The organism is Pseudoalteromonas sp. AWM4_233, assembly GCF_056158285.1.
The window spans coordinates 1,886,331-1,908,175 of record NZ_JBSWSZ010000001.1 but is presented as its reverse complement, the minus strand read 5'-3'; the positions used below and the strand labels follow the sequence as shown (position 1 = coordinate 1,908,175).

At 36.2% G+C, this 21,845-nt stretch carries 16 protein-coding genes; 12 read left to right on the top strand and 4 right to left on the bottom strand.

Annotated elements, in window-relative coordinates; translation table 11 throughout:
• The 8 genes from ACXAC4_RS08490 to ACXAC4_RS08455 are packed head-to-tail and all read left to right on the top strand — an operon-like array spanning position 1 to position 13,646.
• Positions 1-5,673, top strand: a complete 5,673-nt coding sequence (locus ACXAC4_RS08490) for an Ig-like domain-containing protein (RefSeq protein ID WP_475160607.1) — start codon at positions 1-3, stop codon at positions 5,671-5,673.
• 12 nt (positions 5,674-5,685) lie between these two features.
• Positions 5,686-6,504, top strand: a complete 819-nt coding sequence (locus tag ACXAC4_RS08485) for an MBL fold metallo-hydrolase (protein ID WP_475160606.1) — start codon at positions 5,686-5,688, stop codon at positions 6,502-6,504.
• The gene (locus ACXAC4_RS08480; RefSeq protein ID WP_475160604.1) at positions 6,501-8,723 is read left to right on the top strand and encodes a CHASE2 domain-containing protein; all 2,223 of its coding nucleotides are present in this window, start codon (positions 6,501-6,503) and stop codon (positions 8,721-8,723) included. The genes ACXAC4_RS08485 and ACXAC4_RS08480 overlap by 4 nt, the downstream gene beginning before the upstream one ends.
• A gap of 9 nt (positions 8,724-8,732) precedes the next feature.
• Positions 8,733-10,370 carry an HD domain-containing phosphohydrolase gene (locus ACXAC4_RS08475; RefSeq protein WP_475160603.1) on the top strand — a complete coding sequence of 546 codons (1,638 nt, stop codon included), beginning with the start codon at positions 8,733-8,735 and terminating at the stop codon, positions 10,368-10,370.
• Positions 10,371-10,398: 28 nt separating this feature from the next.
• The gene (locus tag ACXAC4_RS08470; protein WP_475160601.1) at positions 10,399-11,151 is read left to right on the top strand and encodes an ABC transporter permease; all 753 of its coding nucleotides are present in this window, start codon (positions 10,399-10,401) and stop codon (positions 11,149-11,151) included.
• The gene (locus ACXAC4_RS08465; protein WP_475160600.1) at positions 11,148-11,807 is read left to right on the top strand and encodes an ATP-binding cassette domain-containing protein; all 660 of its coding nucleotides are present in this window, start codon (positions 11,148-11,150) and stop codon (positions 11,805-11,807) included. The genes ACXAC4_RS08470 and ACXAC4_RS08465 overlap by 4 nt, the downstream gene beginning before the upstream one ends.
• On the top strand, positions 11,797-12,834 hold the full coding sequence (locus ACXAC4_RS08460) for an MlaD family protein (protein ID WP_475160598.1): 1,038 nt from the start codon (positions 11,797-11,799) through the stop codon (positions 12,832-12,834). Before ACXAC4_RS08465 ends, ACXAC4_RS08460 begins: the two co-directional genes overlap by 11 nt.
• Positions 12,831-13,646 carry a hypothetical protein gene (locus ACXAC4_RS08455; protein ID WP_475160596.1) on the top strand — a complete coding sequence of 272 codons (816 nt, stop codon included), beginning with the start codon at positions 12,831-12,833 and terminating at the stop codon, positions 13,644-13,646. The genes ACXAC4_RS08460 and ACXAC4_RS08455 overlap by 4 nt, the downstream gene beginning before the upstream one ends.
• A 27-nt stretch (positions 13,647-13,673) precedes the next feature.
• Here ACXAC4_RS08455 and ACXAC4_RS08450 read toward each other — a convergent pair whose 3' ends face one another.
• The gene (locus tag ACXAC4_RS08450; RefSeq protein ID WP_475160594.1) at positions 13,674-14,687 is read right to left on the bottom strand and encodes a glycosyltransferase family 4 protein; all 1,014 of its coding nucleotides are present in this window, start codon (positions 14,685-14,687) and stop codon (positions 13,674-13,676) included.
• 24 nt (positions 14,688-14,711) lie between these two features.
• On the opposite strand from ACXAC4_RS08450, the gene ACXAC4_RS08445 reads away from it, so the two are divergent.
• A complete protein-coding gene (locus ACXAC4_RS08445) occupies positions 14,712-15,038 on the top strand; it encodes an Hpt domain-containing protein (protein ID WP_475160592.1) in 327 nt (108 codons plus the stop codon).
• 48 nt (positions 15,039-15,086) lie between these two features.
• Here the strand turns inward: ACXAC4_RS08445 and ACXAC4_RS08440 are convergent, their stop codons facing one another.
• Entirely contained in the window at positions 15,087-15,983 is an 897-nt protein-coding gene (locus ACXAC4_RS08440; RefSeq protein ID WP_475160591.1) for a gluconeogenesis factor YvcK family protein, read from the bottom strand.
• A 243-nt stretch (positions 15,984-16,226) separates the two neighbouring features.
• Between ACXAC4_RS08440 and ACXAC4_RS08435 the strand changes: the two genes are divergently transcribed.
• The 3 genes from ACXAC4_RS08435 (at position 16,227) to ACXAC4_RS08425 (ending at position 19,608) form a co-directional block, all read left to right on the top strand.
• Positions 16,227-18,254 carry an ATP-binding protein gene (locus ACXAC4_RS08435; RefSeq protein ID WP_475160589.1) on the top strand — a complete coding sequence of 676 codons (2,028 nt, stop codon included), beginning with the start codon at positions 16,227-16,229 and terminating at the stop codon, positions 18,252-18,254.
• A gap of 59 nt (positions 18,255-18,313) precedes the next feature.
• Positions 18,314-18,994, top strand: coding sequence for an HvfX family Cu-binding RiPP maturation protein (locus tag ACXAC4_RS08430; RefSeq protein ID WP_475160587.1), 681 nt, complete (start codon positions 18,314-18,316; stop codon positions 18,992-18,994).
• Between the two features lie 65 nt (positions 18,995-19,059).
• Entirely contained in the window at positions 19,060-19,608 is a 549-nt protein-coding gene (locus tag ACXAC4_RS08425; protein ID WP_475160585.1) for an NAD(P)H nitroreductase, read from the top strand.
• A gap of 64 nt (positions 19,609-19,672) precedes the next feature.
• On the opposite strand, the gene ACXAC4_RS08420 is transcribed toward ACXAC4_RS08425, so the two are convergent.
• Both ACXAC4_RS08420 and ACXAC4_RS08415 read right to left on the bottom strand, forming a co-directional pair.
• Positions 19,673-20,893 carry an NRAMP family divalent metal transporter gene (locus tag ACXAC4_RS08420; RefSeq protein WP_475160584.1) on the bottom strand — a complete coding sequence of 407 codons (1,221 nt, stop codon included), beginning with the start codon at positions 20,891-20,893 and terminating at the stop codon, positions 19,673-19,675.
• An 8-nt stretch (positions 20,894-20,901) separates the two neighbouring features.
• Positions 20,902-21,672 carry a class I SAM-dependent methyltransferase gene (locus tag ACXAC4_RS08415; RefSeq protein ID WP_475160582.1) on the bottom strand — a complete coding sequence of 257 codons (771 nt, stop codon included), beginning with the start codon at positions 21,670-21,672 and terminating at the stop codon, positions 20,902-20,904.
• Between the last annotated feature and the right edge of the window lie 173 nt (positions 21,673-21,845).

Here is a 21,845-nt window from a genome sequence, read left to right as displayed (position 1 = left end):
ATGAAAAAAATCACTCAACTTTTTTGTCTGTTACTAGTAACTCTACTTCTCGGTTGCGGTAGTGAGAAGAGTTCAGAGCAACCCATACCTAATAGAAGTAATTCTGATGGTGTTCAGGGCACTTCTTTTAGCAAGCATATACATCCTTTTTCTTACAAAAGAATGGTCAAAGGTAATACCTTTAGGAAATCTCGACTTGTGCCTGCAGACTTCATGAATTCGAAAGCACAAATAAACACCCCGCAAAGTGGCGATATTATAAAAGGAAATATAACTGTCACAGCAGATCAAATTGAAGATGAAGAGGGGATAAAAAAAGTTTGGTTAGGTTTTTCACAAAGCGATAAAGCATTTCTATTATGTAGCGAGAATTGCACATCGCCTTACCAATTTTTTGAAACAGGCATTAATCCAAACAATTTCAATCAATCACCGGGATCAATACAGCTACAAATTTGGGTTGAAGATTTACAAGGGAATGTGTCTATAGCACAAAGCCGACAGTTTAACTGGTTACCTGAAAAAGTCATCATGCGTGAAAGCATAAGGGTAGATGACTCAGTCACATTAAATTGGTTAGCATCATCAAGCATATTACGATACAACGCTTATTTGTCTGAGTCACCCATAGATGATTTATCTGATTTTATTCTGACTGAGCCAAACCAACGTATGATATCCATCACCAACAACTCTCATGTGTTTGGGAAACTATCAGCGAGAAAAAACTATTATGCGAGAGTGACAGGTATTGATGGTAGTGGTGAGAGTGCCTTTAGTGAAAATATATTGATCTCGGCACAAGAAGTTATTTTTCCAAGTGCTGTTAATGATGAATTTGTAATTGAACAATTTGAGTCATTAAGTGGAAATTTACTTGTAAACGACCTTGATAATGGTCTGTCTCCAATAATATTAGAACTTACGCCAGTAATTGCCCCTGAGTATGGTGAGTTAACCTTATTTGAAAATGGTAATTTCATCTATACACCACAAAATAACTTTTCTGGCATGGATAGTTTTAAATATAGAATCATAAATCCACAAGGCCTTACATCTGAGGCGATAGTAACGATTACAATAAAGCAAATAAACACAGCTCCAATTGCATTATTCAATGAGTTTCTAGTTTCTGCAAACAGTGAACTCCGTGTCATTTCAAACGCTCTCATACTCAATGATATTGATTTTGATGGGGGACAATTATCTATCAGTACTATACCAGTTAAAGATGTTGAACATGGCACTTTGCTTTTAGATAGTTCAGGTTCATTTAGCTACACGCCCGAACAAGGGTTTATTGGTGAAGACTCGTTTACTTATCAACTTCAAGATGGACAAGGGGGGGAAGACACCGCAGAAGTAAAACTTACTGTTGTTGAAGAAGTAAATCAACCTACTCACGTGAGTGTAAATGATGTTTATTTACTAAATGAAGATGAGGTATTGATAATTGATTCGCCTGGTATCTTAGGTAACGACATTGGAGAAAATCTAGAGACATATAATTTATCAATATCTAAAGCGACTATGAATGGGGTTTTAGAGCTATCAGTTACTGGTTCATTTAGGTATTTCCCAGACGAAAATTTTTATGGCTCTGATTACTTTATATATGAAGTTGAAAACGCTGAAGGAGTAAAAACATCAGCGTTCGTATTGCTGAATATCAGCGCAGTTAATGATGCACCTATCACGCAAAATGATGATATAACAGTCAGTCAAAATCAGTCTATCTCTATAGCCGTTTTAGAAAACGACTATGACGTTGACAGTGAAATAGACAGAGCAAGTTTGCAGATTATCGAGCAAGCGACGCATGGCGATGTAACATTAAACCTAGAAGCAGGCACAATTGAATATAAAAGTGCCACAGATTTCAGAGGACAAGACAGCTTTAGTTATGTTGTTTCTGATACAGAGGGGTTAGATTCGAATCCATCAACAGTCTACCTTGATGTAACGGGTCCAAACAAAACACCGATTGCTATGAATGATAGCGCCGTGACTCAACAAGACACATCGATTGAAATAAATATTCTAGATAACGATAACGATCTTGATGGCACTATTGATTTGAATACCATTAAGCTAGTGACAGAACCACAAAATGGTACAGCAAATTTCTCTGTTGAACTAAGTAAACTGATTTATATACCTAAAGACGGTTTTTATGGCACAGATGCTTTAACTTATAGTTTTAAGGATAATGAAGGGGCTTCTTCAAATGAAGCCACAGTCGCTATTACTATCACTAGAGTTAACAAACCGCCTATAGCCATTGACGATACTTTTGATGTTGATGAAGGTACAGCGCTTGAGCTGAATTTACTTCAAAATGATTCAGATACCGATGGCGCCATTAATATTTCAACAATGGAAGTAATAGACGATGCCCAATTTGGTGATTTAGAGGTTTTATCTTCTGGTAATGTGTTATACACAAATACTGACCAAAGCACTGCATTAGATAGTTTCACCTATAGGTTTAAAGATAATGAAGGTGTATTTTCTAATAGTGCAACTGTGACAATAAACATTATAGAAGTAGATACTTCTCCCATTACACAGAGCGATAGTACTGAAACATTCAAAAATCAATCTATAAGTTTAAATGTTTTAAATAATGATGATTTCAGAGGAATAGCCATATCAGAATCACCTTTAATCATCGAAACTCAGCCAAGTCATGGTGAAGTTTCAATCGTGAACCAAACAGGCGAAATAAATTACACACCTAATTTCAATTTTGTCGGTAACGACACATTGAGCTACAGGGCAATAAATAGTAAAGGTGAAAGCTCACAGCCAACATCTGTAACTATTTTAATTAATAATAAAAACTATGCTCCGACCATTGAATCTTTAGTGGTCGATATAACAACAGAATTTAATCAAGGCGATATGATCGCAACGATTACAGCATCCGACCCCGACAATGATGATATTGTTTATACGTTGTCAGGAGACTCTGCTGCATTATTTACCATAAATAACATGGGTCAAGTTACTATTAGTGATATTGAGACAATCATCGCTAATGGAGATGCGCAATATAGTGTCGTGACTAAGGTATGTGATGTGATTGATCCTCCGCTGTGTGCTGAATCTACACTAACAATTAATGTTGAAGAGATCTTACCCATAGAAATAGCCGTCCTTAATAGTGAATTTGCAAATGCAGGTATTGCTTCAATTAATTTAAGAGCATCACTTGAGTACCATGAAGTGGGTAAAGCCATTACAATTTCAGACGGTAGCATATTTATAGCTTCAGGCATTGGCCATTATGACGCAGCTCAAGGAAGAAATATTCACAGAGCTGTTGTAACAAAAGTTACACCATTTGGTGACATAGACAACAGCTTTGCTCACGAAGGGGTATTTGAAACGGATTTAGGTATTCAAGTTGATGGCTTACTTCAAAATGTTGTTGCACAAAATCTAGTATTTGATGATGTAAATAAATTTATTTATGTTTCAGGTTATATAGACCAAGTTAGCTCCCAAGACTTCTTCATATTGAGATTGACTGAGCAAGGGGAGCTGGATACAAGTTTTGCGAACTCAGGTTATTTTATTGTAGCTTCTGATACGGATAAAAAAGCGTCTTCAGTAAGCTTGAAACTTTATTCGAATGTACTTATTGCATTAATTAATGACACCACAAATATCGATGGTTTTAATTTGACTGAGGCAAGGCTTGTTCGTTTTGATTTATCGAGCTTTTCGGTATCTCACAGTACATCCCTCGTAGCAGATGTTGGAAGTGAAGCCAGTGGACTAACATTGTTATCCGAAAATAAATTAATGGTATTTGGCAACACTCAAAATTCGGGCAACAATTCAGATATTTATTTAGCAAAAATGAATACTTCAGATCTGTCATTAGACAGCACTTTTCAAAACGCTGGCTATCTTCAGTTAGACTTAGCTAACCAAAATGTAGATAACAGAGTTAAGTCACTGATTGTTTTACCTGATAATCAACTAATGCTGACAGGTGACCATTTAACCTTTGCAGGTGACTTCTCAACACCAAGTAAATATAGTCTCTTTTTGTTAAAAATGACTCAAGACGGGAACCCTGATACGACTTTTAATGAGCTAGGTTATCGCATTTATACTGAAGAAGAGTTACCTACCCATGACAGCGATGAGGATTTGTTGAGTTTAAGTGCCCAAGGAATAGATTTAAAAGCCGTGTCGGATTCCATATATGTCACAATTAATCGTGAGATTTATAGTAGTAATAAAGCAGTGCAATTAATGAAGGTTGGACTTGACGGAGTAATAGATGCGAATTGGTCTGCACCGTACTCAGGGGTCACAGCTTATGATATTGAAGGCATAAGGAGTCATGGTACTTTATCAACCACTTCTGCATTAGTCTTATATGGTCATAATCACGGTAATATTGGGTATAACTACTATGCGAGTCAGTGGCTTGCAAAAGTAAAATTAACCGGTGGATTAGACTCTGAATTTGGTTTTCAAGGTCAAACGACTTTAAACTCTTCATCCTCTGATGAGGTTGTCATTGCAAGTGCGAAACAAAGCAATGGCGATTTACTCCTTGCCGGACATGCCCTTAACTGGCAAAACGAGCGTGTACCTTATATTTATAGTTTAGACTTTACTGGAAATGTAAATCAATCATTTGGCGAACAAGGTTTGAGTAGGCTGAACTTCTACTCTGATGCTAATTCAACGTCTTTATCTGTGAACGATGATGATTCGCTGTTTTTAATTGGTAATGAAAGTGACAACTCGGCATTTATTTCAAAATTAACCTCAACTGGTATACCTGACAATTTTTATGCCCATGGAAATGAAGTCAGTTATTTACCGGCCTCTGATTTTACCGCTGAATTAATTAAGCCTTTGTACATACACGAATTACCAAACCAGGAGCAATTATTATTAAGTGATATTTACGATGGCTGCATTACTAAATCAGTTGGCGTTTATTTATCTTCAACGGGAAGTAAGTCATCTGATATTACGTTTGACCCCCCATCAGGGTACGAATGCGCTAACACAGCGTTTAAATTAGGTGAAATCAAAGTCACGGATACTGGGATACTTGGTATAGGCACTGATGGACAATCTTATACTTCTCCCCGTATTGTGATTGTGAATGTAGATAATGAGGGTAATTTAGTCCCTGAATTTGGAGAAGCGGGTATTGCAGTCATTGATGTCGGGGCATTGCTCGGTCAGAACTTATCAGTAAATGGTTATTTGCTTGACTCATCTGGAAGTTTTTATATTTACGGGCAATTAGCTTCATCTAACTTCATCGCAAAAGTGAATAACCTTGGAGATCTCGATGTTTCTTTTGCGACAAATGGCATCTTTAATTTTAGTAATTATTCGGACGATTTAGTTACAATTAAAAAAGTTGTTTTTGACTCGCAAAATAGATTGATGCTTTTCTCTCAGTCTCAAACAAGCAATGCAATGTATATATCAAGATTACGGCTTGATGATCTGACAGACTTATTAGACCTGCAGTTTAATGAGTCAGGTTTCCAATTATTAGATATTGATACCGCTGACGAACTTATTGATGTTCAATACCATAATAGCAATGACAGCTTCTTACTCGTATTACAAGATACTATTAACAAAAGAATCAGTGTGGCTGCTATTCAAATAACTGAACAGTAACAGGAGTTTTTGATGAAATTAACCTTTTATGGTGTAAGAGGCTCTGTGCCTACTCCTGGGCAAGACACAGTCAAGTATGGCGGTAATACAACCAGCATACTATTAGAAAATAATGGTTCTGATTTTTTAATTTTAGATGCAGGAACGGGCATTAGGAACTTAGGTAAGGACATTCAAAAATACGCTAATGATATATATATTTTGCTAAGTCATAATCATTGGGATCATATTCAAGGCTTTCCTTATTTTATACCTGCTTATATGCCTGAAAAAAACATAAACATAATACCGGGCTTAACAGAAGAAGTTGAGCCAAATGCAATTCTTAAGCAAATGAAAGGAAGTTTTTTTCCAATAAATTCAAATGAGCTTTCAGCAACTATTACAATCACTCCGATAAAAAACAATTCTTGGAAATATCAATCTTTTCAGATATCACGTTGCAGAATGAACCATCCAGGAGGGGGAAGCGCTTATAAAATTATTGCAGATGACAAGTCAATTGTTTATGCAACTGACAATGAATTATTTCCCCCTTACCCAGTTGCTACCACTTTTGAAAAATGGGTTCAGTTTTGCGCTAAAGCAGACTATTTAATTCATGATGGGCAGTACTTACCTGAAGACTATCCATTCAAAAGAGGTTGGGGACATAGTCAGATACAGCATGCGTTAGATCTTGCCATGCAAGCACAAGTGAAGAACTTAGTTCTTGTAAGTCATGATCCGGATAGAACAGATGAACAAATTGACAAGTTACAATCTGAGTTACAGCAGGGTGAGTACCCGTTTAATATTCTATTTGCTTATGAAGGTTTAACGCTCATATGAGTGTGAGAGCAAATTGGTCACGTTTCAAGTTTCAATGGCTTAGCGGTTTCTTCATAATCTTACTTTGTATCTTCATACATCTTTCATTTTTAGTACCTGGCAGTAAGCAGGGCGATTTTTTTAAGCGCCTAGAAGGCTTAGCTTATGATTTAAGACTTCAGTCAACTTTAAAAATGCACCCCAAACGTGCGTTCTTACCTATCATTATTGTTGATATTGATGAAAAGAGTATTAAAAAGCTTGGTAGATTCCCATGGAGTCGCTCTGTCGTTGCGCAGTTACATAAAAAACTGGTAGATGCAGATGTATCCGTCATTGCTTATGATGTTTTGTTTTCTGAGCCTGAAATAAACCCGATTGATAGGGTAATCAATAAAAGTAAAAATGAGATACTTAATAACGCGCTTAGCGAGATTAGAGATAACTATGACGCAGATAAAACATTTTCTACTGCTTTAATAGAAAGTGATTCTGTAATAGGTTTATTGCTAGAGCACAATCAAACTTTGCAAGTTGGCACGCTGCCAGAATCTGTTTTTCAAAGCGATGTTTCAATTGAAGCATTACCAGCCCCAGAATTCTCTGGTTATGTAGCCGGTCTTGAACTTTTACAACAAAGTGCACTTGGAAATGGTTTTATAAATAGTGCGCCTGATGAAGATGGATTCGTAAGATACGCTATGTTGTTAGCAAAGTACAATGGGAAGCTTTACCCTTCTTTATCACTCGAAGTCGCAAGACTTTATACCTTATCGGATAATATAAAAGTTGAGTCGACAGAGTTTGGTGATGACTATACGATAACTGGGCTAAAACTTGGTATGGAAACAATTCCAACCGATGACTATGGTAGAGTGGCTATTCCATTTAGAGGTCCTGCATTTAGTTTTCCTTATGTTTCTGCAAGTGACGTATTAGATAGTAAGTTTGATGCAACTTTATTTGATCAATCTATTGTGTTTGTTGGTACATCCGCAGTCGGTCATGCTGATTTAAGAACAACCCCTGTCGGGGTTCAATATCCAGGTGTTGAGGTTCATGCAAATCTATTAGAAGGATTAATCTTTCCAGAGTTATTACCTAGTAGACCTGATTGGATAGACGGCGCAGTAGTTTTAGTACTTCTCGTTGTTGGGCTAGTCGGTGTTTTTGTTTTACCCACACTCGAACTGACAGGCATTGTTGTATATTCGTTTGTTTCTATCAGTTCGTTTTTATCATTAAATATTTATGGTTGGAGTCAGCATTATTTAGATTTCCCTCAAGTCTCAATTTTAGCAATGTTGATCCTTCAAGTAGTCGTACTAGGTAGTTTGAGCTTTCTAAACGAACATAATCAAAAGGTCCAAATCAAGAGTATTTTTGATCAATATGTTCCACCTGCCCATATTCAATCGATGTTAGATAATCCCAAATCGCTGTCTATGTCTGGAGAAAAAAGATATATGACGGTTTTATTTGCAGATATTCGGAATTTTACTGCTATTTCAGAGCAGTTAAATGCATCAGAACTGAAAGCGTTACTTAATCTTTATTTTACTCCTATAACGCAAATCATATTTAAGCATGAGGGCACGATTGATAAATATGTCGGTGATATGGTCATGGCTTTTTGGAATGCACCTCTAAAAGTGAATAAGCATGAACAACACGCCGTGTTATGCGCACTTAAAATGCAGCGTCAAGTTCAAGAATTAGAAAGCGAACTTGCAAAACAGAATATGCCAAAACTAGAAATTGGCATTGGCATAAATTCTGGTGATATGAATGTCGGGGATATGGGTTCAGTTTATCGTAGATCATACACAGTAATAGGCGATGCAGTGAATTTAGGATCAAGATTAGAGGGTATAACTAAATATTATGGCGCAAAAATACTCGTTAGCGAATTAACCTACTCAACCTGTAAAGACATCACTTTTAGACCTATAGACAGAGTTAAAGTAAAAGGAAAAGAAACGGCGGTTTCTATCTATGAGCCTTTGGGATTAACTGCGGAATTAGATTCTGAAAGAATTAAAAAAGTTAATTTACATAAAAAAGCATGGTCTTCATATTTAAAACAAAATTGGGATGAATCATTACAAGGATTTACTACACTTATGAATAATCATCCAGAAGAAAAACTTTATGAGATTTTTTGTGAACGAATCAAAAATCTTAGAATGACGGATCTGGATGAGGATTGGGATGGTAGCTATAAACATGTTACTAAATAAGGTTTAAAAATGATTCAAGCGATTTCTGAAAGTCCAAATACGATTGATGCAAATGACAGTCAACTTGCATTAGAGCACTTGTTAAAATTAGCAACAGATCTCGCTTCTGAGCGTTGTACTGAACGTTTACTAGAAAATATATTATTAAGTGCCATGGCCCTGACAGGGTGTGATGGAGGGACCATATATTCAGTAATAGAGCATGAGTACTTAGGATTTGCGACATTGATTAATAAGCCGCTAGAGCTTCATTTAGGTGGTACTTCAGGCAAAGACATTCTGTATTCTCCCATTCCTATATTTATTAATAATAAACCGAATGAAAAAGCTCTCGTGGCAATATCGGCAGCGACAAGAAAGCCCATTTGTATTGAAGATGTGTATGCTTGTGTTGAATATGATTTAACCGCGGCTAGGCAAATGGATGAAAAAACGGGTTATCACACGCAATCCGTTTTAACTATCCCACTTGAAAACCACGAAGATGAACTTAACGGGGTTTTGCAGCTTATTAATCCTAGAGTAAATGGACAAGTTGTGCCTTTTACAAAAACGCAAGTAAATTTAATATGTTCAATTGGAGCTTTGGCTGCTGTGGCGCTAACCAACAGACAGCTTATTGATAATATGGAAGAGCTGTTTCAGTCTTTTACACGCTTAATTGCAAAAGCCATTGATGAAAAGTCCCCTTACACTGGTGGTCACTGTCGAAGAGTACCTATTTTGACCATGATGATTGCAGAAGCCGTTCATCAATATAAAACCGGCCCTCTTAAAGACTTTACAATGTCCGACGCAGATAAACATGAGTTATCAGTAGCTGGTTGGTTACACGATTGTGGCAAAATTGCTATACCAGAGTCTGTAATGGACAAATCAACTAAACTTGAGTGTATTTTCGATAGAATTAATCTGTTAAAAAGTAAAATCGAGATAGCTAAAAGAGATGCTGAAATTACTTATTTAAAAAATAAGCTTAATGAGAAAGCTCGAAGCATTGAAGAGATCGCACAGTTAGAAGCTGGTTATCTGCAAGAAATTGATTATTTAGAATCTGAACTGTCATTTTTAAAGCAAATAAACTTAGGAGGCGAGTTTATGTCTGATGCTTCCAAACAACGAGTATTAAATCTTGCTGAGCGCTTTACTGTGACAATCGACGGTGAAGTACAGCCAATATTGTCAGACAATGAAGTCTATAATTTAAATATTACTAAAGGTACGTTAACCAATGAAGAAAGAGACATAATCAATAAGCACATGGATATTACCATATCTATGCTTGAAGCTTTGCCATTTCCTAAACATTTAAAACGAGTTCCAGAGTTTGCTGGTGGCCATCATGAAAAGATGGATGGTAGCGGTTATCCAAAGGGTTTAACGAGAGAACAGATGTCCGTACCAGCAAGAATGATGGCGATTGCTGATATCTTTGAAGCGTTAACCGCTGCTGACAGGCCTTATAAAGAGGCAAAGCCTCTCAGCGAGTGTTTAATGATTATGTCGAAAATGACGCAGCATGATCATTTAGACCCAGACTTATTTGAGATCTTTTTAAAGTCAGGTGTTTATCTCAATTATGCGAAGCAGTTTTTAAAACCTGAACAAATCGACCATGTTGATTTAAGTCTATTAACAACAAACTAGTTCACTTAAGACACAAAGAGGAGGGGGGATGCTCAGATTAGGGTTTATTCCATTTTCCTATTATGTCATCGCTGATTGCTTTGATTTTCACAGTCATAAATCAATCAGCGCAGAAGTATTATTTAAACAGATCAGATTTACAGGCCTTGAAGCCTTATCTCTCATTTTTACGATCTCTTTTGTATTGAGCGTTTTAATCATAGCGCAGGGGTACCCAATCCTTACCTCTATAGGCCAACAAGCATTGATATACGACATACTGATAGTCAGTATTGTCCGTGATGGCGGGCCATTTATTGTTTGCTTTATTGTTTTGGCACGCTCAGGCACCGCAATCACAACGGAGCTTGGCAATATGGTTGTGGCAAAAGAAATGGATGCACTCAATGCAATGGGGATTTCACTCATTTCATATCTTGTTGTCCCCAGAGTCTTGGGTATGTTTTTTTCAGTTATTTTATTGATGAGCTATTTTGTGTTAGCTGGCACTTTAAGTAGTTTTCTCACTGTGTCACTGTTTAATCATATGCCTTTGGTACGTTTTATAAGTGAACTCTTAAATCAACTAACGCTTGTAGATTTGATCATAATGATTGCTAAGGTTGTTTTATGTGGGCTGTTAGTTGCACTCATTTCATGTTTTCACGGTTTAAAAGTCAATAAGGCAATAACAGAAGTGCCGCAAAGGAATATAAAAGCAGTTGGTCAAAGTTTAACTATAATTTGTATAGTCCATTTAGTTTTGAGTTCGACCCTATTACTTGATTTAGGTGTGTTATGAACCTTTCATTACGAAAAATACAACATAAACTGCAAGGACGAGATATTTTTAATGACTTAAATTTAGAAGTTCATTCTGGTGAATGTTGTGTAATTAAAGGTGTATCGGGTTCTGGTAAGTCGCTACTATTTAGTATGCTCTGTGACATTGTTAGACCCCAGAATGGCTGTGTTGTATATAACAATGTGTGTTTACCAGATATGGATAAATCGCAGTATTACAGCTATAAAAAACAAACAGGTGCTATTTTTCAACTGCCAGCACTGATCTCAAACCTGACATTAAAAGAGAATTTACTTTTACCACTTAATCAATTTTGCAACGATTTAAGTTATCAAGACAAACTTAAAATCATTGAATCTAAATGTGAAGAAATAGGGCTACAAAATCAATTAGAGCTGAGAACCGATCATTTATCGATTGGAATGGCATCACTGGTAGGTGTAATTAGGGCAACTATACTTCAACCTAAAGTTATTGTTTGGGACTCGCCAATCTGTGAAGTCGACAGTCATTGGGCGGACTATGAAATAAATCTGATAAAAAACTTAAATAGTTCAGGAGTAACTCAGATCCTATTTTCTAATAGACGGGTTATTGCAACCCTTGCTGACTCGGTTTATCAGCTTAAATCGGGTTCTTGTTATGCAGCATAACTTAGCGAAAGAGCATAAATCAGTGATTGTTTTTGTATCAATAGGTGTTTTGTTTCTAGCTATTACGATTATTTCTGTATTGAGTTCAAATTATACTTTTGCAGATAAAAAACAATTTTATACTGAGCTTGATGATGCGCTCGGTTTAAAATCTATGCCTCTAATTTATTTTAAGGGTATAGAAATAGGCCGGGTTGAATCATACGACTTTAATTTCGAAACAAAAAAGATCAGAGCTGAGTTTTGGATCTTATCAAAATACATTCCACTATTAACAAAGCATTCTATTTTAAAAAGCGAGCAGCACCCGATATTTGACGAGGTTTACTCGTTCTCACTTTACACGCCTGAGTTCTCTTACAATAAGGAATATGTGCCAGAAATAAGAGAAGGGTCGCTAATACTTCATGCAAGCAGTGATGCCGCAAAAGCCCTTGAAGCTTCACATGGGGCGATATTACCCAAAGACGACCTTGATTCTATTCTTGAAAATATAAATTCGCTGCTTACCAATCTTCAAAAAGAAGATAACCCAAACGCAGGGTCTTTATTTAGAGCACTTGACCGAGTAGCAAAAATAAGTGAGCAGTTGTTACGGATAACAGACTCGATTGAAAAAAGCGGCATCGTAACTAAAGCAGATCAAACCATTGAGCAAACAGAAACGTGGTTAAAAACACTTCCTATTATTGCTGAGAAAATAAATGAATCTCTAGTTAGAGTCGATAAATTATTGATCACTTCTGAGTCAGTTATTAGCAACTATAAATCGCCAGATGAACTGGTCAGCAGAGTTACAAATAATCAGCTGCCATTGGTTTTGGGTAACATTAATCAAAACTTAGACTTGGTCAAAGGTATGTTATCTGAGGTACATACAGAAAGAGCACAATTGATGATCACAATTTATCAAAGCCAACAAGTGCTGTCTGAGCTTGAAAAAACATTACAAGCATTAAATAACAATCCAATTTTAAAAGGTGGGATTAAAGAGGTTGATAATGCGCTTACGGTAGAAGTGCAATGAGACATACAATAGTAATTACTATATTACTTAATTACCTAGTTGCATGTTCTCAAGTGACTAACGAAAAAAAAGTAAATAATGAAGTGAATAAACTAGCATTAACTTGGTATCAACTTGCAGAAAAAAACCGAGTTAATCATGAGTTATCAAAAGCATTAAAACACTATAAGTTGTCGTATGAATTTGCATTAAAAAGAAACAATTTAAGGTTGCAATTGTTTATTCTGACAAGGCAAGCGTTAGTATTCAGTCAACAAGGTAAGAAATCGCATTCTCTAGTAAAGTTAAGTTCAGCAAAAAAACTTCTAGCAAACGAAATTCCAGAGTTCACTGAAGAATTTAATATTTTGCAAATAACAGTACTAAAACACCTTGGACAATATGAACAAGCTCTAGAATTATTAAAATCAAATAAGGGATATTTTAAAACAGAAGAACAAAAGATATATGCAAATTGGTTGCAACAAGAACTTGAGCTAGATAAACAAACTTCAAATAGTGATTCACCAAACCATTTAGATGACGATTTCACTTTTCTTTACACGCAATACGAAGAGAATAAACTCGTAAATATAGAAATATTAACTTACGTAGGGTTACGATATCTGAAATTACTTTCTGATAATAAAAATCCTAAACTACAAACAGTGTTAAGGCAAATGTTACGTTTCTTTTCAGAACAAGAAAACGGGCCTAAAACAGCGCAGTGTTATAAAATTGCAGCGAATTATTACGGCTCAGTTGGTGCAAGCGAGAAAGCCAATTACTTTTCAGAAAAAGCAAAGAAAATTGAAGCTTATCTACTAAACTAGGTTTTAAATCGAATAAGCAAATATAAACTAACCAAAGTATACGCGCGTTAATTGTTCAAACTGTTTTGACCCGCTGAAATTTTGCTGGATAGTTTGAAATGCATTTTGAGTTATTTTTTTCTTCATATCTTTGTCTGAATTAGACCAACTAACAAGGGTATCGCTTAATTCATCTATACAATTGCTAGTGCATATAAACCCATTGGTATTGTGAGAAATGACTTTGGCTACAGCGCCGACATCGAAACTAATCACACATTTAGATCTAGCCATCGCTTCTAATAGTACCATAGGTAAACCTTCTGCTCGGGAACTGATAACAAGTACATCGATTTTCTCCCAAAAATCAGAGCTAGCTTGGTGGCCATGAAATTGAATATTGGCGGGCTTAGATGATTGTAAATCAGGTGCCATAGGGCCATCACCAAACACATTAAAACTTATGCTTGGGTTTTTATCTAGTCTTCTAGCAAGCTCCACAAAATTGTCAGGACCTTTTTCGTGAGACAGCCTACCAACAAAACCGACTCTTAATTTTTCACTATCTTCGAACGACATTGAGATTGTTATATCAACAAAATTGTCTAGCACTTCAGCATTATGCACTTGTGACAATAATCTATCAGACACAACAAAGTTTTTAGACAAGAAACTGGTGAGTTTATCTATATAATTATAAAAATAGACTAAGCCAGTACCTGCTTCACCTGCATGGTATGTTGAGATACAACGAGCATTTAACAACTTGCAGGTTAAACGCCCGATAATACCGGCTTTATAACCGTGGGTATGAAGGTTGACAGGCGCTTTTTGTTTTTTTAAAAGTTTATATAGTGAGGTGACTTTACCATCAAGAAATGTGTAAGCGCATTGGGCATTGTCTAAATTACGATAGAGTTGTGTATTGCCATGGTCTTGATAAAACAAGACTTCAACAACAAGGTTGTGGTTTTTTAAAAGCCTTACTAATTGCACTATATGTGTTTCAATACCTCCATAAAGGCTTGAATCTAAGAAAAGAATGGTCTTTACTGATTTCATAGTCACCTCATTTGGAGCGAATATATGTTTAACCCAAATACCATACAACAATTAAAAGATGATGTAGGTGTAGAAGTTTTAGCTCAGTTGATGCAAGTTTTCCTTACAGAAAGTACGAAATTGGTTGAGCAGCTAACTGCAAATTCAGTCCAACAAAACGAAATTGAGCGACTTGCACATAGTTTAAAAAGTTGTGCTAGGTCTTACGGAGCTGACCAATTAGCGGACATTGCTGCTGATATAGAGACTGCAGCAAAAAGTAGTCCAGAATTTGCAAATATAGAGCCTAAAATTTCACTACTTAGTGAAGTTCATAAAAAAACACTTAATTCGATACCTAAGCTGGATTAATTCATTTAACTAAACTTATTTAACCAAACATACTATGCGTAGCAATGACTAATGTATTAAAGAGGGCAACTTCTCTTTTTTAGGATGCGCAATCATGCTCTCGATCACAAACTTAAGTTGCTGTTTATTATGAGTACTTATTGATTCTTTATTTAAGTTATTAAAATCAACTCTGGTGTCCATCGCGCCGAGAGCATCGACACTTAAGCATAAATCAAAAAACTTATAACCAATTAAGTCAGCGAGCCAAGCGGCATGTTCGCACGGGGAAATACTCGACATTACACTGTTTTCTTTACAAACATTTTCGATAAAAACACGGCATGCAGAGGTGTTCAACAATGCGTTTTTAATATCATTGACCAGCAGTGGGGGGGTAACACTTGTTAAGGCACTGCCTGGGCCAATTAAAATCATGTCAGCATTGTAGATATCACGGACAGCCTCGGGGACTGCAGAAATAGTTTTATCACTTAGGTAAAGTGCTTGAGGCAAATCACTTAATGCATCAACTTCACATTCACCTTCGATAACAGTGCCATTTTTTGCGGTTGCGATTAAATCGACTGGAGACTCGCTCATTGGATAAATAGCATGGTCTACGTTTAATAATCTTGCGTATTCTTGTATTGCTTTGCTCGGGCTTTGAGTAAGTTCACACAAGGCACTTAGTATTAAATTACCAACGCTATGTCCCTTAACATCATGTTCGAAGCCAAAACGATGTTGAGATAGAACAGACATGAGGTGGTTCTTATTGGCAAGAGAGTCAATGCAACGCCTTATGTCACCTAGCGCAACCAGTCTTTTATCAGCTCTTAGCCGTCCTGTACTGCCACCATTATCAGTGGTCGCAATAATTGCACTTAAATGATGATTCCCAGAATTCAAGGCTTCTAACACGGTTGATAAACCATGGCCACCACCAATACATACGATTCTCATAACTGCCTCCTTCTAACACCAGTTATACCAATCAATAACTAGGCCAACATAATTGTGTGAATCAGGTTAAACTATAGTTGAATTTCTGTAACTTTCGCATTTTGCATTGCAAATAAGTTATTAATTATGAAGATTACTAGTTTAGTGCTAGTAACCATTGAAGTTTTCAGAGATGAAAAAGCTGAGTTATTGTAGTAATTGGTCTAAATTAGAAGTATCAAATTAAGGTATGAAGGAAAGTACATGGAGAGTGTCTTATCGTCAAAAGCACTTGAGTTTATTGATAGCATTAACAACTCTAAAAACCATCATGAAGCTTTGTTAAGACTAAAAATTGGTTTGAGCGATTATCTTAATGTTTATCATATTTCAGTATTTATAAATGAAGCTAAGGGGTTTTGTGAGTTAGCCTCAACTAGTGAATTAAGAGCAGATCTTTTTAATGATCTTGATGAGTTATGGCATGACTTACAAACTCAGTCTTTAATTGATAAAAAGGTTGATGCTCTTCCTGTTTCACTCTCGAATGTCACTTTCTCAAAACCAAATCAACTCGATTTAAAAGCATTTCTTGTATACACAAAAGTTAATGACGCAAATGGTTTTATTATTTGTTATTACAAAAATCGGACGTTATTAGCACCGAAAGAAATGACACTAATCCATTCACTTTTACCTATATTTCGTCATACATTTTTAAAATTGGATTATATAGAGCACACAACACGATTACTCAACGAAAAAACAGCAGCATTAACTGTCAGTCAGGCACGATTCCAAGCATTTGCAGAGCTCGCGTCTGATTGGTTTTGGGAAACTGATAACCAACTTAGGTACGAATATATATCAAGTGCTGAAGATGAATTTCAAGCTCATACATATCAACACTTTATAGGAAAAACACCCATTGAAATTCGCTCATACGATGAACAGCAACAGCAAAAGAAATGGGGCATGTTTCTTAATTTCATCAACAATCATCAAGAAATACACAACTTTGAATATGAAGCCAAAGCACCAAATGGCAAAACTTTTTGGATTAGTATTAGTGGTAAAGCGCAATTTGATAAAGAAGGTAAGTATCTTGGTTATATGGGTATAGGAAGAGACATTAGTTATGCCAAACAGCGGGAAATAGACTTACAAATAGAAAAAGAGCGGGCTGAAAAAGCCAATGCCGCAAAGTCAGATTTTTTGGCTGTTATGTCTCATGAAATTAGGACACCTATGAATGCTATTTTAGGCATGCTTGAGCTTCTTGAAGACACCAACCCGAGTGTAAAACAACATGAATTAATTGATTACATGCGTAGTAGTACACGATTATTGCAGGGTGTGATCTCAGACACGTTAGATTTTGCCAAAATAGAATCAGGTACCCTAAAATTAGAGCTAGCAGATACTAATCTGATTAATTTAACCAAGAATCTGGTTAAGCAATTTGAAACTCAGGCTATCAAACATGGTATCGAGTTTGAGTGCACAATCGATCAGAGTGTACCCGAGCGAATAAATTGTGATGGTGTGAGATTATCGCAGATACTGCTTAATCTTCTGAGCAATGCATTTAAGTTTACTCATGAAGGTAGCGTTAAACTCTATCTTAACAAGAGTGACAATCAAATAATCTTCCGAGTTATTGATACAGGTATAGGAATAAGCGAAGAAGATATTTCGAAACTGTTCGAACCATTTACGCAATTTCACTCTAGACAAAAAGGGCGGCAGCAGGGCGTTGGACTTGGTTTAAGTATAACGCGCAGATTATTGAACCTAATGGGTGGAAGTATAACTTGTTATTCTACGGTGGGAGAAGGTTCAGAGTTTATTATCAGAGTGCCATACACCTCAATTGAGTTAGTCGATGATAAAAATGAATATGATGAGTATCCAAACATACCTAAAATGTCGCTAAAAGTGCTTGTTGCGGAAGATAATATTGCAAACCAGTTTGTGATCAAAGCAATTCTCGAAAAGAGAGATTACCAAGTCACCATAGTCAATGATGGTCAGGAAGCCCTTAATGTACTTACAAATGATAAATTTGATTTAGTCTTGATGGATATGATGATGCCAGTTATGGATGGTGTTACAGCTGCAAAAGCAATTAGGCAAGAGTTGTATTTAAATGAACTTCCAATTATTGCATTGACCGCCAATGCTGGATTACAAGATAAAGAAAAATGTTTAGAAGCGGGTATGAACGATGTTCTGACGAAGCCACTAGACAGTAAACTACTAGACGACAAAATTAAGCAGTTTTTATTTTAAGAATGAGAAATTAAATGTTTGTTACTTGGGTCTTATAGTAAAAAGCAGAGAGAACTAACATGCAATTTAAAGCTCCTAATTATGTAAAAACCATCAAGTCAAAGCTTGTTTCATTTGACTTCATATCACCCTTACTGTTTAGGCTGATACTTGCGCCCACAATGATCATTGCGGGCTTCAATAAATTAAATCTGGGTAATCCAGATGTATCTTTGTTTTCTAGGTTGCTAGCTGATGAAAATGTAGTATCTTGGTTTGGTAATACAGAGTGGGGCTTAGGACTCCCTTTTCCTGATCTACTTGCTTTTTTAGCTGGTTGGACCGAGTTTTTAGGTGGCTGGTTATTATTGCTTGGTTTGCTTACGCGTTTAGTTTCAATACCATTGATTTTCACTATGCTGGTTGCCATAACCAGTGTTCATTGGCATAACGGTTGGTTTGCAATTGCTCCAAGTTCTGTTGACTCTAGCCCAGCAACAGTATTAAGTTGGTTCAATATCGAAGCTGCACAGCAAAGTCTAGAAAACTCAAATGAAGTATCGCAAAGGCTCTCTAAAATAAATGAAATAATTGAGACTCATGGTTTTCCTGGTTACCTGCTCGAAAAAGGCTCTGTTGCGATATTGAATAACGGTATTGAATTCGCAGCCATATATTTAGCTATGTTATTAAGCCTGTTATTCACAGGTGCAGGCCGGTTTGTCAGTTTAGATTATTGGATATTTAAACGATTTAATTAATCTGGGGATGCGAATACGTCTGATTTCTTGTTATTCTATTAGTATGTTTACTAAAGAGAATTATCATGGATGCATTAGAGCTTCTTACAACAAGGCAATCAGACAGTAATTTGTCTTTTCCTGGACCAAACTTAGAGCAACTTGAAATAATAAAAAAAGCCGCTTTAAAAGTGCCAGACCATGGTGGTTTAGCGCCATGGAAATTTATTGTAGTCGAAGAAGATGGTCGCGATAAATTGGGTGATATTTATTATCAAGCTGCTGTTGCTGAACAACAAGACGAAAGAACAATCAGTAGGGCAAAAGAACTGCCGCAAAGAGCACCGATGCTTATCATTGCTGTTAGCCTTTTTATGGAGCACCCTAAAGTGCCAAGAATAGAGCAAATTGAAAGTGCTGCTTGTAGTGTGTTTGCAATGCAACAAGCCGCTTTTGCACAAGGTCTTTCAGGCGTTTGGAGAACCGGTTATTTTGCTCAAAGTGAGAAGGTAAAAAAGTTACTAGGACTCGATAGTAAAGATGAAATAGTGGGTTATTTATATTTGGGTACACCTACTGTGATGTGTACTAAACCAGTGCGTCATCAACCAGAAAAATTTTTCTCAAGCTTATAGAAGTTCATTTATTTGAAGCTAATTTTTTTGTTTAAATATGTGAGGGTATTACACCCTCACATATTTAAAACACCTTCCAAAACATAAAAAGAGCTGAAATACCAACTAAAAACACAAAGCCTAAACCAGTCAATATCTTTATAAGCTTTGATTCTGACTGAAATACTTCACCCTTTACCAACTGATAATTTAACCATGCAAAAAAAGGTGTCGTTAAAAAAGACAGAGTCATCGCAAGCATCAGCATATCTTTGATATTCGCTTTGAAAAATAAAATAACAATTAAACCCAAAACAGCTTGAGCAATCAAAATCATCCACATTAGGTTCTTAGGTGACTTGGTTACTAGGGTGTATGATTCGTTTAGAGTTCTACTATAACCATCTAAAACAGTTATGGTGGTACCAAACATACATAAGAATGCCACTGTTGCAATTAACCAACGAGACCATTCACCAATCGTGAACGCATACATATCAATGAGTTGTTTAGAAAAAGCAACGCCAGCTAGTTCAATCGGTTTATCCTGACCATATTGAAGCAGCACTCCAAGAGAGAAAAACAGTAAGGCAAGTAGCAAAGTAAGCCCATAACCTAATTTGAAATCAAAAAGTGTTTGTTTGAAATCTATGTGTTTGTGTCGGTTTTTCGCTTTTATCCAAAGAGAATTTATAGCAGAAATTTCAATTGGCGCAGGCATCCAACCCATTAGTGCCACCATAAAACCAAGCATTGCCATTGAAAAAGGAGAAATCTGCGTAGCAGGCTCAGGATGTACTTGGCCATTTGATAAAGCAACAATAAAGGCGACAAATGTTGATAAGGTCAGAAACCCCATAATGACCTTACTTGCTTTATCAAGTGCCTTGTAGTGCCCAAATAGTAAAATCAATAAGCACGAAAATAAAATACCTATGGATAAAGTTGTCAAACTGACTTGGAATGGTATGACGTATTGCAACAGAAGTGCTGTAAGCAATAGAACCCCAGCAGTGTTAACGACCGCCGAGATGATATTAAGCAAAGTGAACAAGTAAAATAATGTTGTGTTATGTTCTTTATAGCCTTCAACTAAACTTTTATTAGTCTTGGCCGTATATGCAACAGCAAACTTGAAAAATGGATATTTCAATAAGTTCACTATGATAATGAACGCGAAAAGCTGCCAGCCAAATAATGCGCCTGCTTGGGTTGAAGCAACTAAGTGTGAACCACCAACGGCAGCCGTTGCCATTAAAATGCCAGGGCCAAAATTCTGGATTGTGTTTTTTAAATCAGATTTCATTTTTATTCTTATTTTTTGATAGCCTGTATGGCATAAATTTGCGGGATCAACTTCCCTTTATGGTGTTTGATAAACCCTTTTCCATCGATATGCTGCAAATTTTGCTCACAATCATAAGGGGAGTAAGGTGATTCAATATATTGCTTGATTTCAAGTCCAGCGTTAATCAGAGCTTGGATCACATCACTAACAGAGTGTGACCAAGTTACAATGGTAGATTCTTTACCATCGCAATTCTCAGTATAAGTACCTTCTTTTTCAACATCAGCAGACGATTTTTCAAAATAATCATAGCCTGCAAGCAGGTCATTCAATGGGTGAAACTCAACCAATACAAATTTACCACCAGTTTTTAATGCATTTGAAATGGTCTTTGCCCATTGACTCAAGTCAGGTAACCAACACAAGACGCCGTAAGATGTATAAACTACGTCAAATTGCTTGTCGTTTTTTTCGCCAAATTGAACTATGTCATCACAAATAAAGTTGGCATCGAGGCAAAGCTCAGAGGAAAGCCGCTTTGCAGCATCAATTGCTTTAGTTGATAAATCAACACCGGTTGTTTTTGCTCCAAGTCGAGTAAGTGAAAGCGTGTCTTGGCCAAAGTGACATTGTAAGTGAAGTAAATCTAGAGATTCGACTGAACCAAGTAAATCTTTCTCAAGCGGGTTCAGGCTACATTTACCATCAATAAAAGATTGCACATCATAGAATGAAGACTCCAGATGAATATCCGTTCTTTTATCCCATGTTGCTTTGTTGATATTTAAATAGTCCATATCAGATACTTAACTTTTTTGTTTTTAATATTCTAACACCACTACTTTATAAGATTACAAGTTAAAAATAGGTTGATTTTTTAACCATTCATTAGAATAATAAAAAAGCTTGATAATCAGTTATCAAATTAACCCACCAAATAAATCAATAATTTATTTCATTCTATACTTAG

Coding starts and splice junctions, on each gene's coding strand:
- ACXAC4_RS08490 (WP_475160607.1), top strand. CDS start 1: ATGAAAAAAATCACTCAACTTTTTTGTCTGTTACTAGTAACTCTACTT.
- ACXAC4_RS08485 (WP_475160606.1), top strand. CDS start 5,686: ATGAAATTAACCTTTTATGGTGTAAGAGGCTCTGTGCCTACTCCTGGG.
- ACXAC4_RS08480 (WP_475160604.1), top strand. CDS start 6,501: ATGAGTGTGAGAGCAAATTGGTCACGTTTCAAGTTTCAATGGCTTAGC.
- ACXAC4_RS08475 (WP_475160603.1), top strand. CDS start 8,733: ATGATTCAAGCGATTTCTGAAAGTCCAAATACGATTGATGCAAATGAC.
- ACXAC4_RS08470 (WP_475160601.1), top strand. CDS start 10,399: ATGCTCAGATTAGGGTTTATTCCATTTTCCTATTATGTCATCGCTGAT.
- ACXAC4_RS08465 (WP_475160600.1), top strand. CDS start 11,148: ATGAACCTTTCATTACGAAAAATACAACATAAACTGCAAGGACGAGAT.
- ACXAC4_RS08460 (WP_475160598.1), top strand. CDS start 11,797: ATGCAGCATAACTTAGCGAAAGAGCATAAATCAGTGATTGTTTTTGTA.
- ACXAC4_RS08455 (WP_475160596.1), top strand. CDS start 12,831: ATGAGACATACAATAGTAATTACTATATTACTTAATTACCTAGTTGCA.
- ACXAC4_RS08450 (WP_475160594.1), bottom strand. CDS start 14,687: ATGAAATCAGTAAAGACCATTCTTTTCTTAGATTCAAGCCTTTATGGA.
- ACXAC4_RS08445 (WP_475160592.1), top strand. CDS start 14,712: ATGTTTAACCCAAATACCATACAACAATTAAAAGATGATGTAGGTGTA.
- ACXAC4_RS08440 (WP_475160591.1), bottom strand. CDS start 15,983: ATGAGAATCGTATGTATTGGTGGTGGCCATGGTTTATCAACCGTGTTA.
- ACXAC4_RS08435 (WP_475160589.1), top strand. CDS start 16,227: ATGGAGAGTGTCTTATCGTCAAAAGCACTTGAGTTTATTGATAGCATT.
- ACXAC4_RS08430 (WP_475160587.1), top strand. CDS start 18,314: ATGCAATTTAAAGCTCCTAATTATGTAAAAACCATCAAGTCAAAGCTT.
- ACXAC4_RS08425 (WP_475160585.1), top strand. CDS start 19,060: ATGGATGCATTAGAGCTTCTTACAACAAGGCAATCAGACAGTAATTTG.
- ACXAC4_RS08420 (WP_475160584.1), bottom strand. CDS start 20,893: ATGAAATCTGATTTAAAAAACACAATCCAGAATTTTGGCCCTGGCATT.
- ACXAC4_RS08415 (WP_475160582.1), bottom strand. CDS start 21,672: ATGGACTATTTAAATATCAACAAAGCAACATGGGATAAAAGAACGGAT.